The sequence below is a fragment of the Paenibacillus gallinarum genome, assembly GCF_014836635.1.
GTDB classification, from domain to species: domain Bacteria; phylum Bacillota; class Bacilli; order Paenibacillales; family Paenibacillaceae; genus Paenibacillus; species Paenibacillus gallinarum.
The window spans coordinates 186,189-204,735 of the sequence record NZ_JACSQL010000004.1; the positions used below are offsets into that span (position 1 = coordinate 186,189).

The following is an 18,547-nucleotide window of genomic DNA, read 5'->3' on the forward strand; positions in this document are numbered from 1 at the left end:
TATAAGATACAGGAGGGGTTTATATTGAGAAAAAAAGGGATGTTTGCACTCACTTCATTATTACTCTGTTCACTGGTTGTTGCCGGTTGCGGTGGAGGTAAAGACGGCGGTTCTGCAGATGGAAAGAAAACAATTAAAATCTTTCAATATAAGGTAGAGATTGCGGAAGCCTTTAATCGTCTGATTGCTGAGTATGAGACGGAGCATCCAGATATCAATATTGAGATCGAAACGGTGGGAGGCGGCAGTGATTATGGGGCTGCGCTAAAAACAAAATTTGCCGGTACCGAACATCCGGATATTTTTAATGTGGGCGGTTACCGCGAACTAGATACCTGGATCGATAGTTTGGAAGATCTTTCAGAAGAACCGTGGGTAAGTGATGTGCTTGATGTGGCCAAAGAACCCATGACAAAAGACGGCAAGCTGTATGGTCAACCTTTGGGACTTGAAGGATATGGATTTATATATAATAAAGATTTATTTAAACAAGCCGGGATTACAGAATTACCGAAGACGCTCAGTGAGCTACAGGCAGCAGCCCAAAAGCTTCAGGATGCGGGAATCACTCCATTTTCGAATGGATATCAGGAATGGTGGGTACTTGGCAATCATAATGTAAATGTAGCGTTTGCGAATCAAGCGGATCCTGTCGCTTTTATTCAAGGATTAAATGAAGGAACAGAGAAGATTCCAGGTAACCCCGTGTTCGAGGATTGGATGAAGATGCTGGATCTGACACTGCAGTACAGCAATAAGAATCCGCTGACAACGGACTATAATACCCAAGTTACGACCTTTGCTACAGGAGAAGCAGCGATGATGCAGCAGGGCAACTGGACACAGGTACAAATTGACGGGATTAATCCAGATTTAAACTTAGGTATACTGCCGATGCCGATTGGAGAAGATGCAGAGGCATCTGATAAACTTTTTGTTGGTGTACCCAATTTCTATGTGGTGAACAAAGAGTCTAGTGTGAAAGACGAAGCAAAAGATTTTCTTGAATGGCTTGTGACTTCGGAGACAGGGAAAAGATACATGACGGAAGAGTTTAAATTCATTCCTGCATTTAAGAGTATTACGGCAGATTCCGAAGCGCTTGGGGATCTTGCTGCTGACCTAATTCAATATAGTGATGATGATAAAGTGCTTAGTTGGAACTTCAATCGCTTCCCAGAAGGAGTGCCGCAAGAGTTTGGTGCCGTGATGCAGGCCTATGTGGCGAAGCCGGATCCTGTGAAATTACTTGAGAATATGCAGAAGAGTTGGGACAGCCTGAAAAAATAAAATGAAGGAAGATGATCTCGGCTTCGTTCGGGATCATCTTCCTTTATAGCGTTTTTATTTCTCCTCCTTGAACATACTAAGCTTATCCATTTTGTTCTAAAGCAGGAGGAGAATATAAGATGAGAAAGTTTGTTTGGATAGGTGTGATTGTAGTGCTTTTATTCATGCAATCCGCTAATGTCATGGCAGAAGAACGTACGACTCATACAAATTTTTTAAATCCAGCACTTGTGAACTTACTGCGTCAGGGCGGATATATTTTGTATGTAAGGCACGGAGAGGCAACGGTTGGAGAAGATCAGCCTAATTACGTACTCAGTGATTGTGCGACTCAGAGAAACCTTTCAGCACAGGGTAAACAACAAGCTACACTTTACGGACAGAAGGTAAGGAATTTACAAATTCCATTTCAAACACCGGTGATCGCAAGTCCTTTTTGCCGAACAAGAGAAACTGCCGAACTCGCTTTTGGAGCTGGAAATGTTCAAGTGGACCCTTTTTGGACGAAAGTTTATAAACTAAGCGGTCAAGTAAACGCGGAAGAACGCGAGAGTACACTATCAGGCCTGACTTCTATTTTAGAGAAGAATCCTCCTGAGGGTATGAATAAAGTGATCATAGCCCATAGTTTTCCGCCGGGGATTGGGCTTGGGGAGATTCCTTTCTTAGGAACGGTCATCATCAAACCAAAAGGGCAAGGAAATGGATACGATATCGTAGACCTAGTTTCCTTTAATGAGATATTAGGTTTATAATGTAAATTTACAGCATTTCAATGTAACTCATAGATATCACATAAAAATCGGTTCAAGCTTACAGGCTATAACCGATTCTTTTTTTGTCTCCTATAGAAAAAAAGTAAGGTTTTGATTTTTAAATTGAACGATTTTCGTATATGATGAAGAGTAACAATCTAAAAGGGCTAACGGGTGACTTGCGATGAATCAACCACTATATGGAATTTGGCTCGGAGACGTATTTTTTTGTTTTTCTGGAGAAACGTCGGAACCCAGGGTCGATGCCTGGAGCCATGGAATACGTAAAATGAAATTAAAAGGCGGTACCTACCGTCCGTTTCAACATGCAGCCTTGCGTCTTGCAGAACTAAGATGGCAGACCAACAAGGTACAGACCTCAAGTGCAGATACAAACAAGAAAAAACGAATGGGAATGGGACGGACGCTGGAAGGACTGGCGCTTAACCCGAAAGACGCATTCGAATTATTAATACACTGGAACAAAGAAGAGGCAGCCGGAGCAGGATTTGAAGCCGGAGAAGAAATGGAATATTGGTCTAAAGCAGCTTTATTTGCTTTGGAATTACTGCTCCGAGGTCAGATTGCTCCGGGGGTCGCTCCGGTGACAGCAACAAGCGGAAGAAGACGAGGGAATCAATCTGCCGTAAAAGGTGCTTGGCACCCGAGACTTACAGAGAAAGAAGACATAGAACGTTTTGCTATCCTTGCGGAATCCATTCCTCCGATCGCTCTGACAGCTACTATTGTTTATGCGGATACGGAAGCAGGGTCTGTTAAAGAAGCGGGCGGTGCCGTGCTTTACTCTTTCCTTAGTCAAATGATCCATGCAGCGGTTTCTTCTGAAATTGCTGCGGTAGAAAGCAGTTTGTCTAAATATCGTGTGAATTATCGCAGAGGATATTCCCCATTATCGGAACTATGGTGGAATAGTCTGCTTACCGGCTCGCGAGAACTAAGCGTGCAAGGAACAATTCAAGAAATCGAAGAATTGTCAGATGCGGTTAGTGAGGCAGGAGAAAGTTCTCCTCCGCTTATAGAGAGTGAATCTTCTGGACCTGCGGCCGGGAAACTTCGACTGGGGCTCCGGTTAGAACCCTCAGAGGCGGGTTCCGAATGGAACGTTAGTTTTTGGGCTGAAAGTGAAACAGAGTCCGATTTTCGGGTTCCGATTGAAGCGATATGGTCTCACCCTTCTCAAGAAGTAGACCGCGGTTCAACCGTGTATGAATCCATACAGGAACAGATGTTAATGGCGTTTGGCAAAGCATGTGAACTGGCTCCTGCTCTAGAATCAGGATGGAGTGGATGCCCCACATCTGTCAAAATGAATACAGAAGTGTTCTATGATTTTATGGCGCATGCTGTCCCTAAACTGCAGAAGAGCGGCGTGACGGTGATGATGCCTTCAAGATGGAGTAAGGATGGGAAACGAAAAACAGGACTTAAATTAAAGATGCTTCCACACCCAGACCGCGTCGGATCTGTAAAACGAACCACAACACTCGGGATGGAGCAGCTGGTTGCTTTTGAAGCAGAGGCCATGCTGGATGGGATTCCGGTTTCACAAGAAGAACTTGCCAGACTTGCGGCATCTACGTTTCCTTTAGTGGAATTCCGCGGAGAATGGATTGAGATTGATCCTAAAGAAATCCGTCAGGTACTTCGCTTCATGAAAAAGAATGAAGAAGGTACGATGGCATTATCGGAGTGGATGCATCTAGTCGCAGAGGATGAGGAAGATGCGAACTGGAAAGGCCTTTCTATCTTTGGTGCAGAGTCCTACGGGATGTTGTCTTTCTTGCTTGAAGGGCAAGTATTAAAAGGAATAGAGCCTAAATCGGTACCTCCTTCTCTGCATGGTAATTTAAGACCTTATCAGGAACGGGGTTTCCAGTGGCTGTCTGCTATGCGGGATCTTGGTTTTGGGGTTTGTCTTGCCGATGATATGGGACTTGGAAAAACCATTCAGGTCATTACCTGCCTGCTTGATTCCAAGCTCGCAGCGAAGGAGATCAGAGAAGCAGAACGTAAGCTTGAAGGAATAACAGAAGATGAATTTGATACAGAAGGTCCTGCACTCATCGTGTGTCCTACTTCACTGCTGGGCAACTGGCAGCGGGAACTCGCACGATTTGCTCCAGACTTCAAATTATATATCCATCACGGCACCCAGCGTTTGCATGGCGACCGCTTCCGTGAGCAGGCAGAAGAACATGATATTGTCCTGACCACGTATCATTTGGCTGGCAGGGATGGGGCGGATCTCGCTTCCATCCACTGGTCTTCTGTGGTGCTTGATGAAGCGCAATATATTAAAAACTATCGTACGAAGCAGGCGCAAAGTGTGATGAAACTGTCTGCTCCGCACCGCATTGCGATGACGGGAACACCTGTGGAGAATCGGCTTAGTGAGCTGTGGTCTATTTTTCAATTTCTTAATCCGGGATATCTCGGTACGGCAGCTTCATTCCGGCAGCGTTATGTAGCTGGCGGTGAGGAAGGGGCGCAGTCCCTTCGTGAACTGCATAAGCTCGTGTCTCCGTTTATGCTTAGAAGGCTCAAGAGCGATCCTGATATCCGTAAGGATCTTCCGGAGAAGCTGGAACTGAAATCATATTGCTCCTTAACTGTGGAGCAGACGGCCCTTTACAAAGGGGTAGTTGATCAATTGCTTACAGGTATAGAAGGGCAAACTGGTTTTACGCGGAAAGGTGTGGTTTTGTCCTCTCTAACTAAGCTTAAGCAGATCTGTGATCATCCTGTACTGCTGGAGCCGAATCGTAAAGAACAGAGTGGGCGGGTGGAACTGTCAGGCAAGCTAGAACGTTTGATGGAGCTTACCGATGCGATTCGGGATAATGGAGAATCGGCACTTATCTTTACGCAGTATGTCTCCATGGGAGATATTCTGGTGAATCAATTGACTCAGCGCTACAATGAGAAACCTTTCTTCCTTCATGGAGGAATCTCCAAAGCAGAGCGTGATGCGATGGTGGATAGTTTCCAAAAAGGCGAAGGTCCGTCTATCTTTGTTCTTTCCTTACGTGCGGGGGGTGTCGGTCTTAACCTTACCCATGCGAGTCATGTCATTCACTATGATCGCTGGTGGAATCCAGCCGTAGAGAATCAGGCAACAGACCGTGTATTCCGGATTGGACAGAAGAGAAACGTTCAAGTTCATAAATTGATCTGCCAAGGTACGCTGGAAGAGCGAATTGATGAATTGATAGAGAGTAAGAAACAGCTGTCCGAGCAGGTCGTAGGTTCAGGTGAGAACTGGCTTACGGAAATGTCTGACGATGAACTGAAAGGGCTTGTTACCTTACAGGGAGAAATGTGGATGTAAGTCGTCGAATTTGATTTAGGAAAGGGTGAGGTGAAGGTGAACATCGAAGTGAAGGAATTTCAGCTGGAGCCTCACGGATGGAAGGCAATCGTATCTAGTGCAGTGAGGGATTCAGAAGATAACGATGTGGAATGCAAAGGGCATGTGAACCCCCTTGATGACAGTGAGAAAAAAACGTTGCTTGAGCAGTTAGCAGAGTCTGCATATCTTGTGTACAAACTGATGGAAAATAAGCCTTTACCGCCTGCAGAAGCGGAAACGCTGATTCCCTTCGCTACTGAGATGCAGGTGACCTGCAGCTGTGAGAGCGAAGCATGCGAACATGCAGAAGCGGCTAGAATAGCCGCCGCTTCCTGGGCAGCCCGTGAGCCACTGGCATTCTTAAGCCTACTAGGCATTACACGCACGGCGCTCCTTGACAGTGTATTCGGCTCTTGGGCAGTCGAATCAGAAGGAAAAGCACTGCCGGGGGCAGCGCTGTTGCAGCGTCCGGCTGCGCGAGCAGGTGGCAACGTCTCTGCGATCATGGATTACATCGCAGAGAGTGTCCAAGACAGCGCGCTCCACAAACCTGGCCATAGGCTGACGGAGGTGGAGCTGCGCCTGAAGGCACCTTCCAAAATGGTGCCTCCTCCAAAACTTGCATCTTTGCTGCCTCAGGCACCTACGGAAGCTGCACTGACCCATTTACGAGAACAGATGTCTAAGCGTGCAACAGAATGGGCACCCAGTTCAGCTCAGGTAAAGTCTGGGAGCAAGACGAAGTAAATAGGATCATGACAGAGCATAAGAGATCTGTGTCTCATGACAAGCATTGTCAGGGGGCGTCAGCGTTCTTTTGCTCTGTTTATTTTTAGTCTACAATAGAGCATGGACAAGCTATATGTGGATGGGGGAGTAATAGATGATAACTACGAAGATGAAAAGACACCGCTGGACAATTGCTCTGCTGTCTACACTGTTGGTCAGCACCGTTCTACTCACGGGCTGTGAAGTAGGTGGACAAGGTCAGCAGGAAGGACAGAACCTGAATGCTCCGGCGACAGGTGATACTTCTGAGGAAGTAACCCCAGATGGAACAGATGAGAATACGGACGGTATAGAAACCGGTGAAGATAATACAGAAACAGACAGCATCATGGCTTTGCGTGCACAAAGTTCACTGCAGAGCAGTATACAGCAGGAAGGCGACCGAAGTGTTGTAACGAATGCTGAATCAGTGACGGTCATTGTGAATAAAGAGCGAAGTCTGCCGGAAGGATATGAACCGGATGATTTGGTTGAACCAAATGTGCCGTTCTCTTTTGACGGGCCTCATGAGAAACGTCATTTACGTAAGGAAGCTGCGGCTGCCCTAGAAGAATTATTTGCTGCAGCAGAAGAAGATGGTATAGAGCTTCGAGCTGTGTCAGGGTATCGCTCTTACGAACGACAAGTGTCTGTGTATAACAGCAGTGTAGAGCGCAACGGTGAAGAATATGCAGCGCGAGTAAGTGCGAAACCAGGTTACAGTGAACATCAGACGGGACTTGCCATTGATGTCTCTAGTCCAAGTGTCGGCAATGTGATCGAAGAGGTGTTTGGCGACTCAGAAGAAGGCAAGTGGCTGGAAGAGCATGCGCCGGAGTACGGCTTTGTGATTCGTTATCTGCAAGATCGGGAAGATATCACTGGTTATGTATACGAGCCATGGCATATCCGCTATGTAGGTAAAGAGTTAGCACCGGATATCGCAGAGAGTGGTCTTACACTGGAAGAGTACTTTGATGATGCGAATATTAAACTGTAAGTTGAATAAGAGATAGAAGAAGGCAGCCCTGAGGGGCTGCCTTTTTGAATATGATTTTCCTATTCAGCTGCTTGTTCTACAACCAGTTTCATCGCGTTCGCAATAGGAGGAAGGCTGCGAGTCGTAATGCCGTTATAAACGCCAATTACATAGTCTTTTTCCTTCAATGTAGAAGGATCAATTGCTTCCCCTTTAGTATCTACTACTTTCGTTTCTGAACTGATGTTGAATACGATGCCGCTAGATGGCGCTTCGTCTACACCTTGACCTTTAAGAAGGATGCTGCGTTCGCCAGTATCCGAAGTCGTTACTTCACTAATCGCACCTTCCGCGATAACAAGATCCGCTTTTGCTTGCTCGGTTACGGTGATCTTGTATACCGGAGATTGTGGAGGAAGGCTGAGAGTTGCAAACATCGCGTGTTCAGCTTCAACCTGATCGCCAACTTTGAGATCTTTAAATTCAAGAGCATCACCGCTTGCAAGTGCAAACTTCGTATCTTCACTCACATTAAGAACGATTCCTTTTGCACCATTTCCATTGATATGAACGGAAAGCTTACCTTCTTCAGAAGACAACGAAGTGATGATTCCGCTTGCTTTTGTTACTTCTTGTTCAGAAGCACTGACATTATCTGTAGTAATTGTAATTTGACTCCCTTCTACCGTTACGTTGCCGTACAGAACTTCGCTGACAAAGTTCAGAGGAACATATTGCGTATTGTTCATTATTTCAGGAGCTTGACCGAGACGGACAAGCATCTTATTTACATTATAAGCATCTTCCCCTGTCATAATGGAAGTCCATACAATACCTTTAGTAAGTTCACTTGCTTTGGTGTCTGGTACCCATTTTACTTCCATTCTAAGTGCTTCTGCTAGAGAACGTACAGGAATCATCGGTTGAGCAGCGGTTGATACTTGGTAACCATCCTCGATAGCCTGTCCATTCACCGTAATGGTAAATGTTTCTTTAAGATTACTTGAGATTGGCACTGGAGTACTCGCGTCCGCATATGCGTAGAGGGAACTACCGCCTAAAGCAATAGTTAAAGCTGCAGCAGCTACGCCGGTTTTCATTCTTTTGTTCATGTGTCTTCTCTCCTTCACTGTTGTTTTGTCATAAGATGATGACATCTTCTAGACGAAAAATACGGAGTAAGGTTGCACTCGAGCAAAGGGTCTAGTACGTCAAATCTGGTTCCTGTCATACCTAGTATGTATTTAACCTGCTCAGAAATAACGAACAGAAATTTAGATAAAAATATAAAAAAGGTGACCAACGATTAAGCTTAAGGAATATAAAAATTTAGCATACCTCAATGGCAATAAAGTAAAACTGCACAAGGTACATTAATTACTAATGGTACTGAAGGTTAGGGTTCAATTTTCACATTAGTAGCATACCAATGCCCATTCTTAAGCTTCAAATCCATGGTCAGCGGTTCCTTAAATCCGAAGTCAGTCTGATTGTATTCGTGAGTTACAAATACTTTAGAAACAAAAAAGAAATGGAGCGGAACCACGATACCTGCTTTGTGTTTGGAAGAGTCATAGGAAAAGTCTGCCGTAGTCGCTCCACTTGTAATCGGATTTATTCTATTAAAGACAGACGGATCCATGTATTCTTGATCATTACGATCTGCTGCCATAGCTTTATTCAGAATAATTTTAGTATCCTTCGCAATCCAAAACCCAAATAGAATGTACAGTAGTGCAAATGAAGCGATAAAGATTGTGATCCACAGCTTTTTATTCATTTTTTTCCCTCCTTAATGATTAGTAGATATTATAGTCCTTCACCAACTTTTAGTGAATTATAAACTATTTTATAAAAATATGGGTATAAGACTTTATAACGATCTTGTTTGAAAAATAGATTAATGCCACAAAAAAAGCACCATCAACGATTAAGATACAAAAAATAAGGGAGCCTGGGCTTACAGCCCAGGTTCCCTATATTTATTTTACAGTCATAGAACGCTATGGCTCCCAAACTACCGTGGTATAAGGAAGTGTGTCGTTACTGCTGGCCCAATAATACCCAGGAGACATAATCCGGCGAGGCTGGAACCCGATCTCTCCAGAAGGAGCACTTACCGTTTCGGAGGAGGATTGGAATATTCCATTTGCGGTAGTCTTGGCGGTAACATATTTTCCGGCCATTTGTGTGAATCGACCGCTAACCGTAGCACTAAGCGGTGCCCCGGTTTCAAGATCCACAACTCGTAAGGTTACGTTAGCTTTGCCATCCGTATATTCAAATGTCATTTCATCGATAATCATTGGTTTCAGCGTAGAAGAGGTCGTTGTCGCAGAGATGGCTTCGCTAGGGGAACTTTCATTTCCCTGCAAATCGACCGCTGTGATTTTGTAATAATAAGTGGTATCTGCAAGCAATCCTTTATCTTTGTAAGATAATCCTTTAGCTGTTCCTGCATAAGTAAGAGGTCCCGTTGTAAAATCAGGTTCTGTGCTTCGGTAGATTCGGTAGTCGTTCACTGCTGAATTGTCGTATGCCATCCCATAACGCACATCAATCCGTTCGTGATCAAAAGTTATCGCTGAGAGGTTGCCGTTGACTGTGCTTGGAGGTTCCAGATCCGATGGAGGAGACCACTTGATTCCACCAGGTCCCCACTTACTTGGGAAGTCGATGAACGAGGTGTAGTGGTGAATGGCGATTCCGCCAAACGCCGGGCTTTCTTGCATAGCCGCATACACTTTATTCAGTTCATCCTCCATAAAGGTTCTGCCTTCCTCATGGAAGCTGATCGTTTCGGGATCTCCGCCATCGGCAATATCTTTGGTTTCTACACCGATAATGACGGAGTTTGGCTTGCCTATGGATTCCGCGTATGCAATTTCCCCAAGTGCTTGTTGGATAATACCTGCACTTCCGTCTGCCTGATCACGGTAATTCATAATAGAGATATAATCAGCCGTATCCTGAATGTGTTCGGACAGCCATTTTGTTGATCCATTCCACGGAATCGCACTGGCATCAGCTGAACTGTCATACCATCTTGGAATGGCTGCGCCTACTGGGAAAGTAATACCCGCAGCGTGTTTCCGTTCCATTAGTGCAGCGAGCATATCAAGATACTGGATCTGGACAGACGGTTTTTCTGTCTTAAAATCAGGCAGGATATACGGCTCGGTATCGAGATTAATGCCATCAAACTTAGCGGAAGCTTCAGAAGCCATATTATAGTTCAGTACTTTTTCAAATTCCCGAACCGCTTGAGTGCGATATCTCTCGTATGCTCCATAATAGGGTGGTGTTGTACCGCCAGCAATCAGCGCCTGTACCTTATACCCGTTATCATGAGCCCAAGTGACAAACTGCTGTACTTCTTCACGGTAGTCTTCTAGCATCGAAGCTCCATTATACCGGTCAACACCTAGATAGAGTGTAGTGATGGGACGGTCACTAAAGGTGGTTGTATCGGAAGTGAATTTGGCAAAAGTGTCCCAGGAATTTGGATTCAGTATCAGATGATAGGATGCCGTTTCCCAGATCCAGATCGCTCGATCTTGAATGGGAAGAGGCTCAGTTTCTCCATAGGTGCTGTTTGTTACCGTTCCGGGATCTCCAGAATTAGAGGAGGAGTTACCTTGACCGATGGATTGTGGATTGGGCGCTAGATAAGTAGTGAGGCTGTATCCAGTGTTACCGTTTTGATCTGTTGCCTTTGCCTCCAGGCTATACTTTTGTTTTTTGTTTAAATGAGCAACTTCCCAAGCATATTTATAAAAGCCTTCTGCTTCCTTGTAGACAGCAGGTTCCCAAGGACCTCCGTTAATTCGAAGTTCAACCTGAGTTATCGTATTTTTGCCTTCTGCAGAAATATGAATGGGAATCGCACCTTTGTCACGAGGTAAGGGAGCATCCGTCTCAGCCGGACTTACAATCCGTACTTCAGGTACACTCGCGGCTGGATTATCTACGTTGAGATGAATAAAAGGGGACCAAATCCCGTATCTCGTTCCGATATCTTTGGATTTGAGCGCAATTTCAATAGAACCGTCTAATGAGGACGTATCTAATGAATAAGACCATGTTCCCTTGTTATCAGCATCAGGATCATCCATGTGAACGTCATTTACCAATTGACCATTGACCACAATTTCGACGTCGAATACATCTGTGTACGTACCATGAAGTTCCTCGACTCCTGGGGAAACGTTCTGTTCATCTTGATGAGAATCAAAGGTCACACGGGCGGCAGCTTTTACGGGAAGAGAGGGGAGGAGCATCGTAAATAGGAAGAACACCAAACAAAGTAACCCACATTTTCGCGAAAATGAAGTCATGTTCATCTCACATCCTTGTCAGTATGATGTAAATCTTATTGACGACATCTACTGGATAAAACACGAATACGACGAAGATGCGAATCCAAGTGTCAACTTAAAGCGGTTACTTTTAATTATTACAAGAAAATAGGGATTAGAACCGACTGGGAGATTCATGGCAGGTTATTTTTGCGGAAACATGAAAAGACCCGATTCATAATCATGAACCGGACCTCTTTATTCTTCTCATTTATTTCCCTACTTATTAAGGGGGGAATCTTCATAACCCGTATCCTTGTAATCCGTGTGATCTAGCTTATTCAGCACCTTTTGCTGACGAATCATTGCCTTCGTTTGCTCCGTTCCCGTGTCATAAATAAGCTGATACAGTTCTTGAATGCGGGCGGTAAATTGCTCATTTGCATCATCATGATCTGCTGATTTGTATGGAACCGGTGTTCGCTGGAATGTATATTCGTCCTCTTTGCTAATCGATGACATCAAATCCTGCATCTGAGCAAGTTCATCTTGAGACAGTTTTACCTCATAGTCGCCAGATTCAATCGGTTCTTGATGAATGAGCTGCTGTGTAACGGAAACATAATAAGTGTCCATTGCTCTTTTCCCCTCCCTATCTCATAGATATCCAGATAAAAGATGATTTACCTGTTTTATACACTAATAGAACAGGGGATGAATCATTTGCATAGATAGATTACTTAAGATGTCTCGGTAAAGCAGGCACTTCCCGCATTGCTTTTTTCATTTTTGATTTGCAGAGCGGGCAAGGGGGTGCTTCCTCCTTCGGTTTGCCGGAATGCTGACGAATCCAGGCAGGACAGGTATCTGATGTACATGACCATACCGGAACGGTTTCCATTCGCTGCGAGCTTCCTTTTATACGAGAGGAAGAAGAGTTTTGTACCTTGCTTTTCGAGTGGAAGCGGTCTGTATCCGTATTTAAACGTTCTTTGGCACTCTGTTTCTTGTGGCCAGTATCTTTAACACCGAAGGCTTCCAGCAGAAATCTGGAGACAGGAGCAGGTTTACCGTGCTGGCTAGCAGGAGAGGTAATAAACAATCGCTGCTTCGCACGCGTGACAGCAACATAAGCAAGTCTGCGTTCCTCTTCAAGCAAAGCTTCGTCCACTTCTTTGGCAGCTGCGCCCGTCAGTGCTGCTTTTCGGTCTTCGGGCACTTCTTTGGTCAGAGCGGAACTATGCGGCAGAATCCCTTCACTTGCACCAATCCAGTATACACAAGGGAATTCAAGACCTTTGGCCCGGTGAATCGTCATCAGCTGTACCGCATCCTCATTGGCTGCTTGAAGAGCTTCCATTTCTTTATGTCTTCTGGACAGTTCGTCTGCAAAAGTAACAAAACTCTCCACCGTCTCAAACCGTTTTACTGATGCCTCGAGCTCATCGAGTGTTTCCATGATCGTTTCTTTATAGTGCGTGTAGATGCTTGGATCGCCGCTCTCAAGATACGAATCGTAGAACTGCCTGCGCATTTCCTGAATCGCCGCAAGCGGCGTCATTGTTTGTAGCTGCTTAATCAGTTTAATCCGTTCCTTGACCTGTTCTTGTTGAAAAGGTTTCAGACGATCCCATCTCGAAAAATGAATGAGCGGATATTTTTTAGGTTGTTGTTTCTCTTGCCCTGCCAAGTATTCGAGACCTGCTTCGCGCGAGATATATAAAGGTCCAAGTGTACTTGGGATGGCATCGAAATTACGCGGGTGAAGAGATAATCTTAGGTGGTCCATCAGCGGCTTCACTAAAGTCTGATCATAGAAGACAGGCGTAGCCCCGTATTGTACAAAAGGAATTTCTTTTAGAACAAGTTGTTCAAAAATAGCACGGCTGCTGCTTGCTGTCCGGTGCAAGATCGCAATATCTTGGTACGAAAGTTGTCCTTCTTCTATAATCTCCTGAATATGGCTGACGACCATCGCTGCCTCTTCTTCCACTCCTGAAGGAGTAGCAAACAACGGTTGATACCCAGGCTTTCCAGCGGAGACCAGCTTTTTATACCGGCGTTTCTTGTTATACCGCACAATTTCTGTGCCAAGACCAAGAATGCGAGCGTCGGAACGGTAATTAATATCCAGCGTAACGATAGATGCCCGAGGATAGATTTTATCAAAATCAAGGATCGCTTCTTGTCTTGCTCCATTAAAGGTGTATATCGTCTGGTCGTCATCACCGACTACCATCAGGTTCCGGTGGGAAGCTGCGAGTTTACGTACAATCTCGTACTGAAGACTGTTGGTATCTTGAAATTCATCCACCATAATATATTGGAATCGTTTCTGAAGCGGACGCAGAATGGCAGGATCATTTAACAGTTCCGCAGCCCGCAGCAAAATATCATCAAAGTCCATCTTGTGACGTTCTTTCTTCCATGCTTCATATCCGGTAAGAATCTGTTTAACGTCTCTTTCTTCCTGTGACGTCTCAGGAAGATCTTCGGTCCGTTTTCCTTCCATCTTCCAGGAAGAAAGGGAAGAGAGCAGGCTTTCCGGCTGAAATGCATCGCTTAATCCATGTTTACGCTGAATCATTTTAATGACGGTATGCTGTGCTCTCGTGTCACCAAAAATATCTTCGGTTACCCCGTAGTGACGCAGCAACATCAAGGCGAAGGAGTGGAAGGTCCTCGCTTGTACTGCTCGCGCAGCAGCAACGCGAATGCCAGGAAGCGTCGAGATACGAGATTTCATCTCTGCAGCGGCTTTACTAGTAAAAGTGACGAGCAGAATACTGCCGGCAGGTACATTTCCAACTTGAATGAGGTATCCGGCTCTTGCAGCAAGCACGGTCGTTTTACCGCAACCAGCTCCTGCCAGAGTTAAAATAGGACCGTCGCCATGCCTTACGGCTTTAATCTGTGGACCGTTCAGCAGAATACCGGCTTCCTCCAAAGATCGGAAGTATTCGGCATCCGGGTCCGTATCACGAACGAGTTCAAGGCTTGTTTGTTTGGGCGCTTCTTTCGCCTTGGGAAGCCGGGCACTCGATGGGACCCCTAGAGGGCGAGGGTAAAATATAGGATTTGTGCTATACATAAATGGTGTACACCTCATCTAAAATCAAAGTAAAACATTGCCCTTTTCACAAGAGGGTTGTAAATTTGGTATGATAGAGTCATAAAAACATCTGATGATTGATAAACTTTAGGATAGATTACATATAAGATGAATCATAGTCTGCATGTAACAAACTGTTCTCTATTATACCGAAACTATCAATTCAAGCGAAGTATACGGTATAATTTGACGATAAAGTTTAGCATAGGGTGTTATTGCTGTAATAAGGTACTGAAAGCTTTAAGCTGCGATGTCTGCAAAGTGCAGCTTGTTACATGGAATGAGGAGGAATTAATCGCATGAACTTTTTACAACGAATTAAAGACGGGGCAGGCCGTGCGACTGAAAAGGCGCAGCATGCTGTAGAGATTAACAAAATCAATTCGCAAATTGCGAACATCAAGCACGACATGTCCGTGAACTATACAGAAATGGGCCGCATCTTCTACGAAGGGTATCGTGCACAAGATATGTCTTTAGCAGAAGAAAGAATGATGGAACTTTCGGCAGATTGCGACACGCTTCAGGATGAGATTGATGAACTGCGCGAGAAGATTGCTCTGCTGAGAAACGAGCGGGTTTGCGTCTGTGGTCATGTGTCTGACCTGGATGCTAATTTCTGTCCAAAATGCGGCCGTGCTTTAACAGGAAACGAGAAGTCGGCTCCGATAGCGCATGCACAAGCAAAACCGGAAGCAGCAGCAACCGTTGCTGAAGAAGAAATACAGGAAGAAGAGGAAGAAGAGCTTTTCCCGGATTTGCTCTTGTCCGAGGAGGAAGAGATTCCTAGTGAAAATTACGATCTAGGAGACTTCCTGCCAGAAGAGAAAGAAGAGTTTGACGCAGAGTGGGAACGCAGACGCTTGGAAGAGATGCAACGCGAAAGCGAGAGGCAACATGAGCTGGATGAGCGTATAAGGTACTGGAAAGAAAACAATCAGCACCAAGAAACGGTAGAAACTGAACTTCCGCGAGAAACTGTAAAGTGTCAGATTTGTGCAGCTGAGCTGCCAAAAGGCTCTAAATGGTGTCCACATTGCGGAACAGAACAGATTTAATCTGCGGGTGACCTGATAAACATAAGCATCAACGTTCCTGAACAGCATGGGAGGACAAAGGAATATGGACCAGTTGCTGCAGCATCTAAGAAGTCTTGGATTTACAGAGATGGAATCAAAAATCATGGTGCACTTGTCAAAGGAAGGGGCTTCTTCCGGATACGAAGTGTCCAAACGACTTGGGGCATCTCGCTCTAATGTATACGCAGTGTTGCAGCGGCTGCATGCGCGCGGAATTCTCTGTTGCAGTGACAGTGAACCTGCGAAGTATACCATGCTGCCGGCAGATGAGTTCACACTTATCATTTCTAATCATGTACAAGAATCGCTTGGGTATGTTGAGCAGGCAATGCCAAAACAGAAGACGAGCTCCCCTGAGTTTGCAACGCTGCAAGGAGATCGCCCAATCATGGAGATACTTGCCAAGGAAATAGCCACGGCCGAATATGAAATTATCATTGATCTTTGTTCGGAGGAAGCTTCCTTATTTCATGATGTGCTGAAGGATGCAGAAGAGCGAGGGGTTAGGCTGCTATGGTCTTGTGATGCAGGGAATGGAGAAAACAATCCCTTCTTTGGATGGCATCCATTTACAGATCAAGAGACTCCGTCTCTATTCAAAGGTCGAACCTTTTCATTTATTATCGACCGGAAGTGGAGCCTGCTTGGCAGCCGCGGGAATGAAACGGATACGATAGGGCTTGTAACGGAACATCCCGTAATGATTCGGCTTCTTCTCGGATATTTTGCCCAGGAACTCATTATGTATGAATTGGAACAAGATTTAGGTCCGGAGATTCAAAGTAGATATGGTCCTCATTATGAACAGATTTGGAATAAGTATAGATAACGTCTAAAAAACCCTTCTTTTCTATCCGAATAAGGATAAAGAAGGGTTTTGCCTGTTCTGTGCAGTTGACTAAGTTACCTTTTCATTTCCTTTAGTTTCTCAAATATGGTGAGATAGTAACTAGGCTGCCTTGTCACAAACTGTTCTGCTTTAATGGTTTCCATGAAGAGTGCTTCTGGATTACCTTCGTTCTGACTATGAATTCCAATTGCTTGCACTTCGGATACTTTGTTCTGGAACAACTCCATCAGATCGGATAGAAGAGCTTCGTAAAGACCTTGTACTTCACTTTGCTGCAGATGATATTGATATAGCGGCTGAGCATGATGATAACCAAATACGGTGCTGATTTCTAGATCCTTGAAGGGAATCCCGTTTACTTCGCCATATAACTCCTCCTTTACCTCAAGCAGAGGGGTAAGCTGAGAGTAGGGAACGGCAAGTCCCAGTTCTTCTTCTAGTTCTCTTGCGGCATCTTGTACCGTTTCGCCTGCAGAGAGGTGTCCTGCTGCGGTAATATCATAGCAGGAAGGAAAAGTATCCTTACCGCTTACCCGTTTTTGAAAAAGAAGTTTACGCCCTTCTTCTGTATCTCGTATGAGCCAGCAGTGAAACGATTTATGCCAGTATCCTTTTGCGTGTACTTCAGAACGGGGGGCGGTGCCGATCCACTTTCCATCTTCATTGTAGATATCAAATTGCTCTTCTATTATCATGAGTTTTGTACCTCCCGTGTAATAATAACGTCTTACTACAGATTTACTCAGTTTTCTGTTAGCATGATTACATACAGTTTGGGGAAATGTAGTTATCATATAGGTTTAAACGAATAAGGGGGAGATAAAGAATGGAATGCATCGTTCGTTTTCAGGTCATCTACAAAAATGAAGAGACCAAGCACTTAAGAGGTCTTATTATGCTCGGAGATAAACAGGAAGCATCTACAGAACAATTGATCCCAATGTTTAAAAAAATAGGATTTGATGTCATGGTTGAAAACAAAGATGATCTTACTTTTAAACCGGTTCGTCCGGATGAACCGTATACTCGAATTCGTGTCACAGAACTCGATACCGGGGAAGAAGTCTACCGGGAAGATGCAAATCTAAGACAGATCCTCGAAAATCTCATTCCCAGATCTCCCGGACTTTAAGCTTTTGCCTTTTCTGTCCCAAGGATTGGTTCAACCAAGGATGTACAGTGTGAACAGCGTGTCGCTTCAAGCGGTATATCAGATATACAATAAGGGCATGCCCGCGTCGTTTTCTTCGGCTCGGGTTTTTCTTCTTTACGTTTAAATCGGTTAATCGCCTTGATAAACATAAAGATGCAGAAAGCCACAATCATAAAATCGAGAACAACATTAATGAACTGACCGTACCGGAGCACAGGGATTTCTTCTGCTTCTGCCATTGCAAGCGTTGTATATGTACTTCCTTCAAGGGTGAAAATTCCTTTTTCCAGCGGCAAAAACAGCTGCTCAAAACTGCGATTTCCTAGGATCAGCCCGATCGGCGGCATGAGTATATCATTAACGAAAGACGTTATAATTTTTCCGAATGCCCCACCAATAATGACACCGACTGCCAAATCAATGACATTCCCTCGTACGGCAAATTCTTTAAATTCACTTATGATTCCTTTCAAGCAGATACACTCCTAACATCGAATTATCGCTACCTTCATCTATTTAATCATCTGATGGACTCTCTTGGAAAGCGATATGCGAAAAAAATTCGGAAAATAACACTTTCTTTTGCAGTATCAATTCGGTATACTTCTACCATCGACCTAACATAAGCTGTCCGTACCTGAATCCAGGTAGATAAAGAGACGGCTTACATTAATTACTAAATACACTTACGTTATCTCGTATATGTGCTGGAATAGGCCAGCATGTCTCTACCCGATCACCGCAAATGATTGGACTACGGGAGAATCAATATAAGGTTACGATAGATAGAGACTTTATCGCTATTTTACCGTCACTTCTGACGATAATTAGAGATGATTTTTTTGATTGTATCAGATACCTATGTTCTTCTCCCTTGCTTTTCTGCCGGTTGG

At 44.6% G+C, this 18,547-nt stretch carries 15 protein-coding genes and 1 riboswitch; of the genes, 8 read left to right on the plus strand and 7 right to left on the minus strand.

Annotation, left to right across the window (positions count from 1 at the left end; genetic code table 11):
• The first annotated feature begins 24 nt into the window (after window positions 1-24).
• From H9647_RS11880 to H9647_RS11900, 5 genes are all read left to right on the plus strand, one after another.
• Entirely contained in the window at window positions 25-1,290 is a 1,266-nt protein-coding gene (locus H9647_RS11880; RefSeq protein WP_404822621.1) for an ABC transporter substrate-binding protein, read from the plus strand.
• 119 nt (window positions 1,291-1,409) lie between these two features.
• Window positions 1,410-2,045, plus strand: coding sequence for a histidine phosphatase family protein (locus tag H9647_RS11885; protein ID WP_225229242.1), 636 nt, complete (start codon window positions 1,410-1,412; stop codon window positions 2,043-2,045).
• A gap of 184 nt (window positions 2,046-2,229) precedes the next feature.
• Complete coding sequence (locus tag H9647_RS11890) at window positions 2,230-5,394, plus strand: DEAD/DEAH box helicase (RefSeq protein WP_191800103.1); 3,165 nt, start codon at window positions 2,230-2,232, stop codon at window positions 5,392-5,394.
• Between the two features lie 30 nt (window positions 5,395-5,424).
• Window positions 5,425-6,162 carry a hypothetical protein gene (locus H9647_RS11895; RefSeq protein ID WP_191800105.1) on the plus strand — a complete coding sequence of 246 codons (738 nt, stop codon included), beginning with the start codon at window positions 5,425-5,427 and terminating at the stop codon, window positions 6,160-6,162.
• 151 nt (window positions 6,163-6,313) lie between these two features.
• On the plus strand, window positions 6,314-7,183 hold the full coding sequence (locus tag H9647_RS11900; protein WP_191800354.1) for a M15 family metallopeptidase: 870 nt from the start codon (window positions 6,314-6,316) through the stop codon (window positions 7,181-7,183).
• A 59-nt stretch (window positions 7,184-7,242) separates the two neighbouring features.
• Here H9647_RS11900 and H9647_RS11905 read toward each other — a convergent pair whose 3' ends face one another.
• The 5 genes from H9647_RS11905 to H9647_RS11925 all read right to left on the minus strand — a co-directional run bounded on the left by H9647_RS11905 (window position 7,243) and on the right by H9647_RS11925 (window position 14,551).
• On the minus strand, window positions 7,243-8,274 hold the full coding sequence (locus tag H9647_RS11905) for a copper amine oxidase N-terminal domain-containing protein (protein WP_191800107.1): 1,032 nt from the start codon (window positions 8,272-8,274) through the stop codon (window positions 7,243-7,245).
• A 284-nt stretch (window positions 8,275-8,558) separates the two neighbouring features.
• Window positions 8,559-8,942 carry a hypothetical protein gene (locus H9647_RS11910; protein ID WP_191800109.1) on the minus strand — a complete coding sequence of 128 codons (384 nt, stop codon included), beginning with the start codon at window positions 8,940-8,942 and terminating at the stop codon, window positions 8,559-8,561.
• Window positions 8,943-9,165: 223 nt separating this feature from the next.
• Complete coding sequence (locus tag H9647_RS11915) at window positions 9,166-11,499, minus strand: Ig-like domain-containing protein (RefSeq protein WP_191800111.1); 2,334 nt, start codon at window positions 11,497-11,499, stop codon at window positions 9,166-9,168.
• Between the two features lie 240 nt (window positions 11,500-11,739).
• Window positions 11,740-12,096: a hypothetical protein gene (locus H9647_RS11920; RefSeq protein ID WP_191800113.1), complete on the minus strand. Its 357-nt coding sequence runs from the start codon at window positions 12,094-12,096 to the stop codon at window positions 11,740-11,742.
• A gap of 100 nt (window positions 12,097-12,196) precedes the next feature.
• Entirely contained in the window at window positions 12,197-14,551 is a 2,355-nt protein-coding gene (locus tag H9647_RS11925) for a UvrD-helicase domain-containing protein (RefSeq protein WP_191800115.1), read from the minus strand.
• A 320-nt stretch (window positions 14,552-14,871) separates the two neighbouring features.
• Between H9647_RS11925 and H9647_RS11930 the strand changes: the two genes are divergently transcribed.
• Together H9647_RS11930 and H9647_RS11935 are read left to right on the plus strand one after the other, a co-directional pair.
• Entirely contained in the window at window positions 14,872-15,630 is a 759-nt protein-coding gene (locus H9647_RS11930) for a zinc ribbon domain-containing protein (protein ID WP_191800116.1), read from the plus strand.
• 64 nt (window positions 15,631-15,694) lie between these two features.
• Window positions 15,695-16,480, plus strand: a complete 786-nt coding sequence (locus H9647_RS11935) for a TrmB family transcriptional regulator (RefSeq protein ID WP_191800118.1) — start codon at window positions 15,695-15,697, stop codon at window positions 16,478-16,480.
• 74 nt (window positions 16,481-16,554) lie between these two features.
• Here H9647_RS11935 and H9647_RS11940 read toward each other — a convergent pair whose 3' ends face one another.
• On the minus strand, window positions 16,555-17,196 hold the full coding sequence (locus H9647_RS11940) for an NUDIX hydrolase (RefSeq protein ID WP_225229244.1): 642 nt from the start codon (window positions 17,194-17,196) through the stop codon (window positions 16,555-16,557).
• 131 nt (window positions 17,197-17,327) lie between these two features.
• Here H9647_RS11940 and H9647_RS11945 point away from each other — a divergent pair, with 131 nt between their 5' ends.
• Window positions 17,328-17,633: a hypothetical protein gene (locus H9647_RS11945; protein WP_191800120.1), complete on the plus strand. Its 306-nt coding sequence runs from the start codon at window positions 17,328-17,330 to the stop codon at window positions 17,631-17,633.
• Here H9647_RS11945 and mscL read toward each other — a convergent pair.
• Window positions 17,630-18,133: a large conductance mechanosensitive channel protein MscL gene (gene mscL / locus H9647_RS11950; protein ID WP_191800359.1), complete on the minus strand. Its 504-nt coding sequence runs from the start codon at window positions 18,131-18,133 to the stop codon at window positions 17,630-17,632. The two genes, H9647_RS11945 and mscL, sit on opposite strands and share 4 nt — an antisense overlap.
• Window positions 18,134-18,330: 197 nt before the next feature.
• A riboswitch (purine riboswitch) is annotated at window positions 18,331-18,431 on the plus strand.
• Window positions 18,432-18,547: the final 116 nt, after the last annotated feature.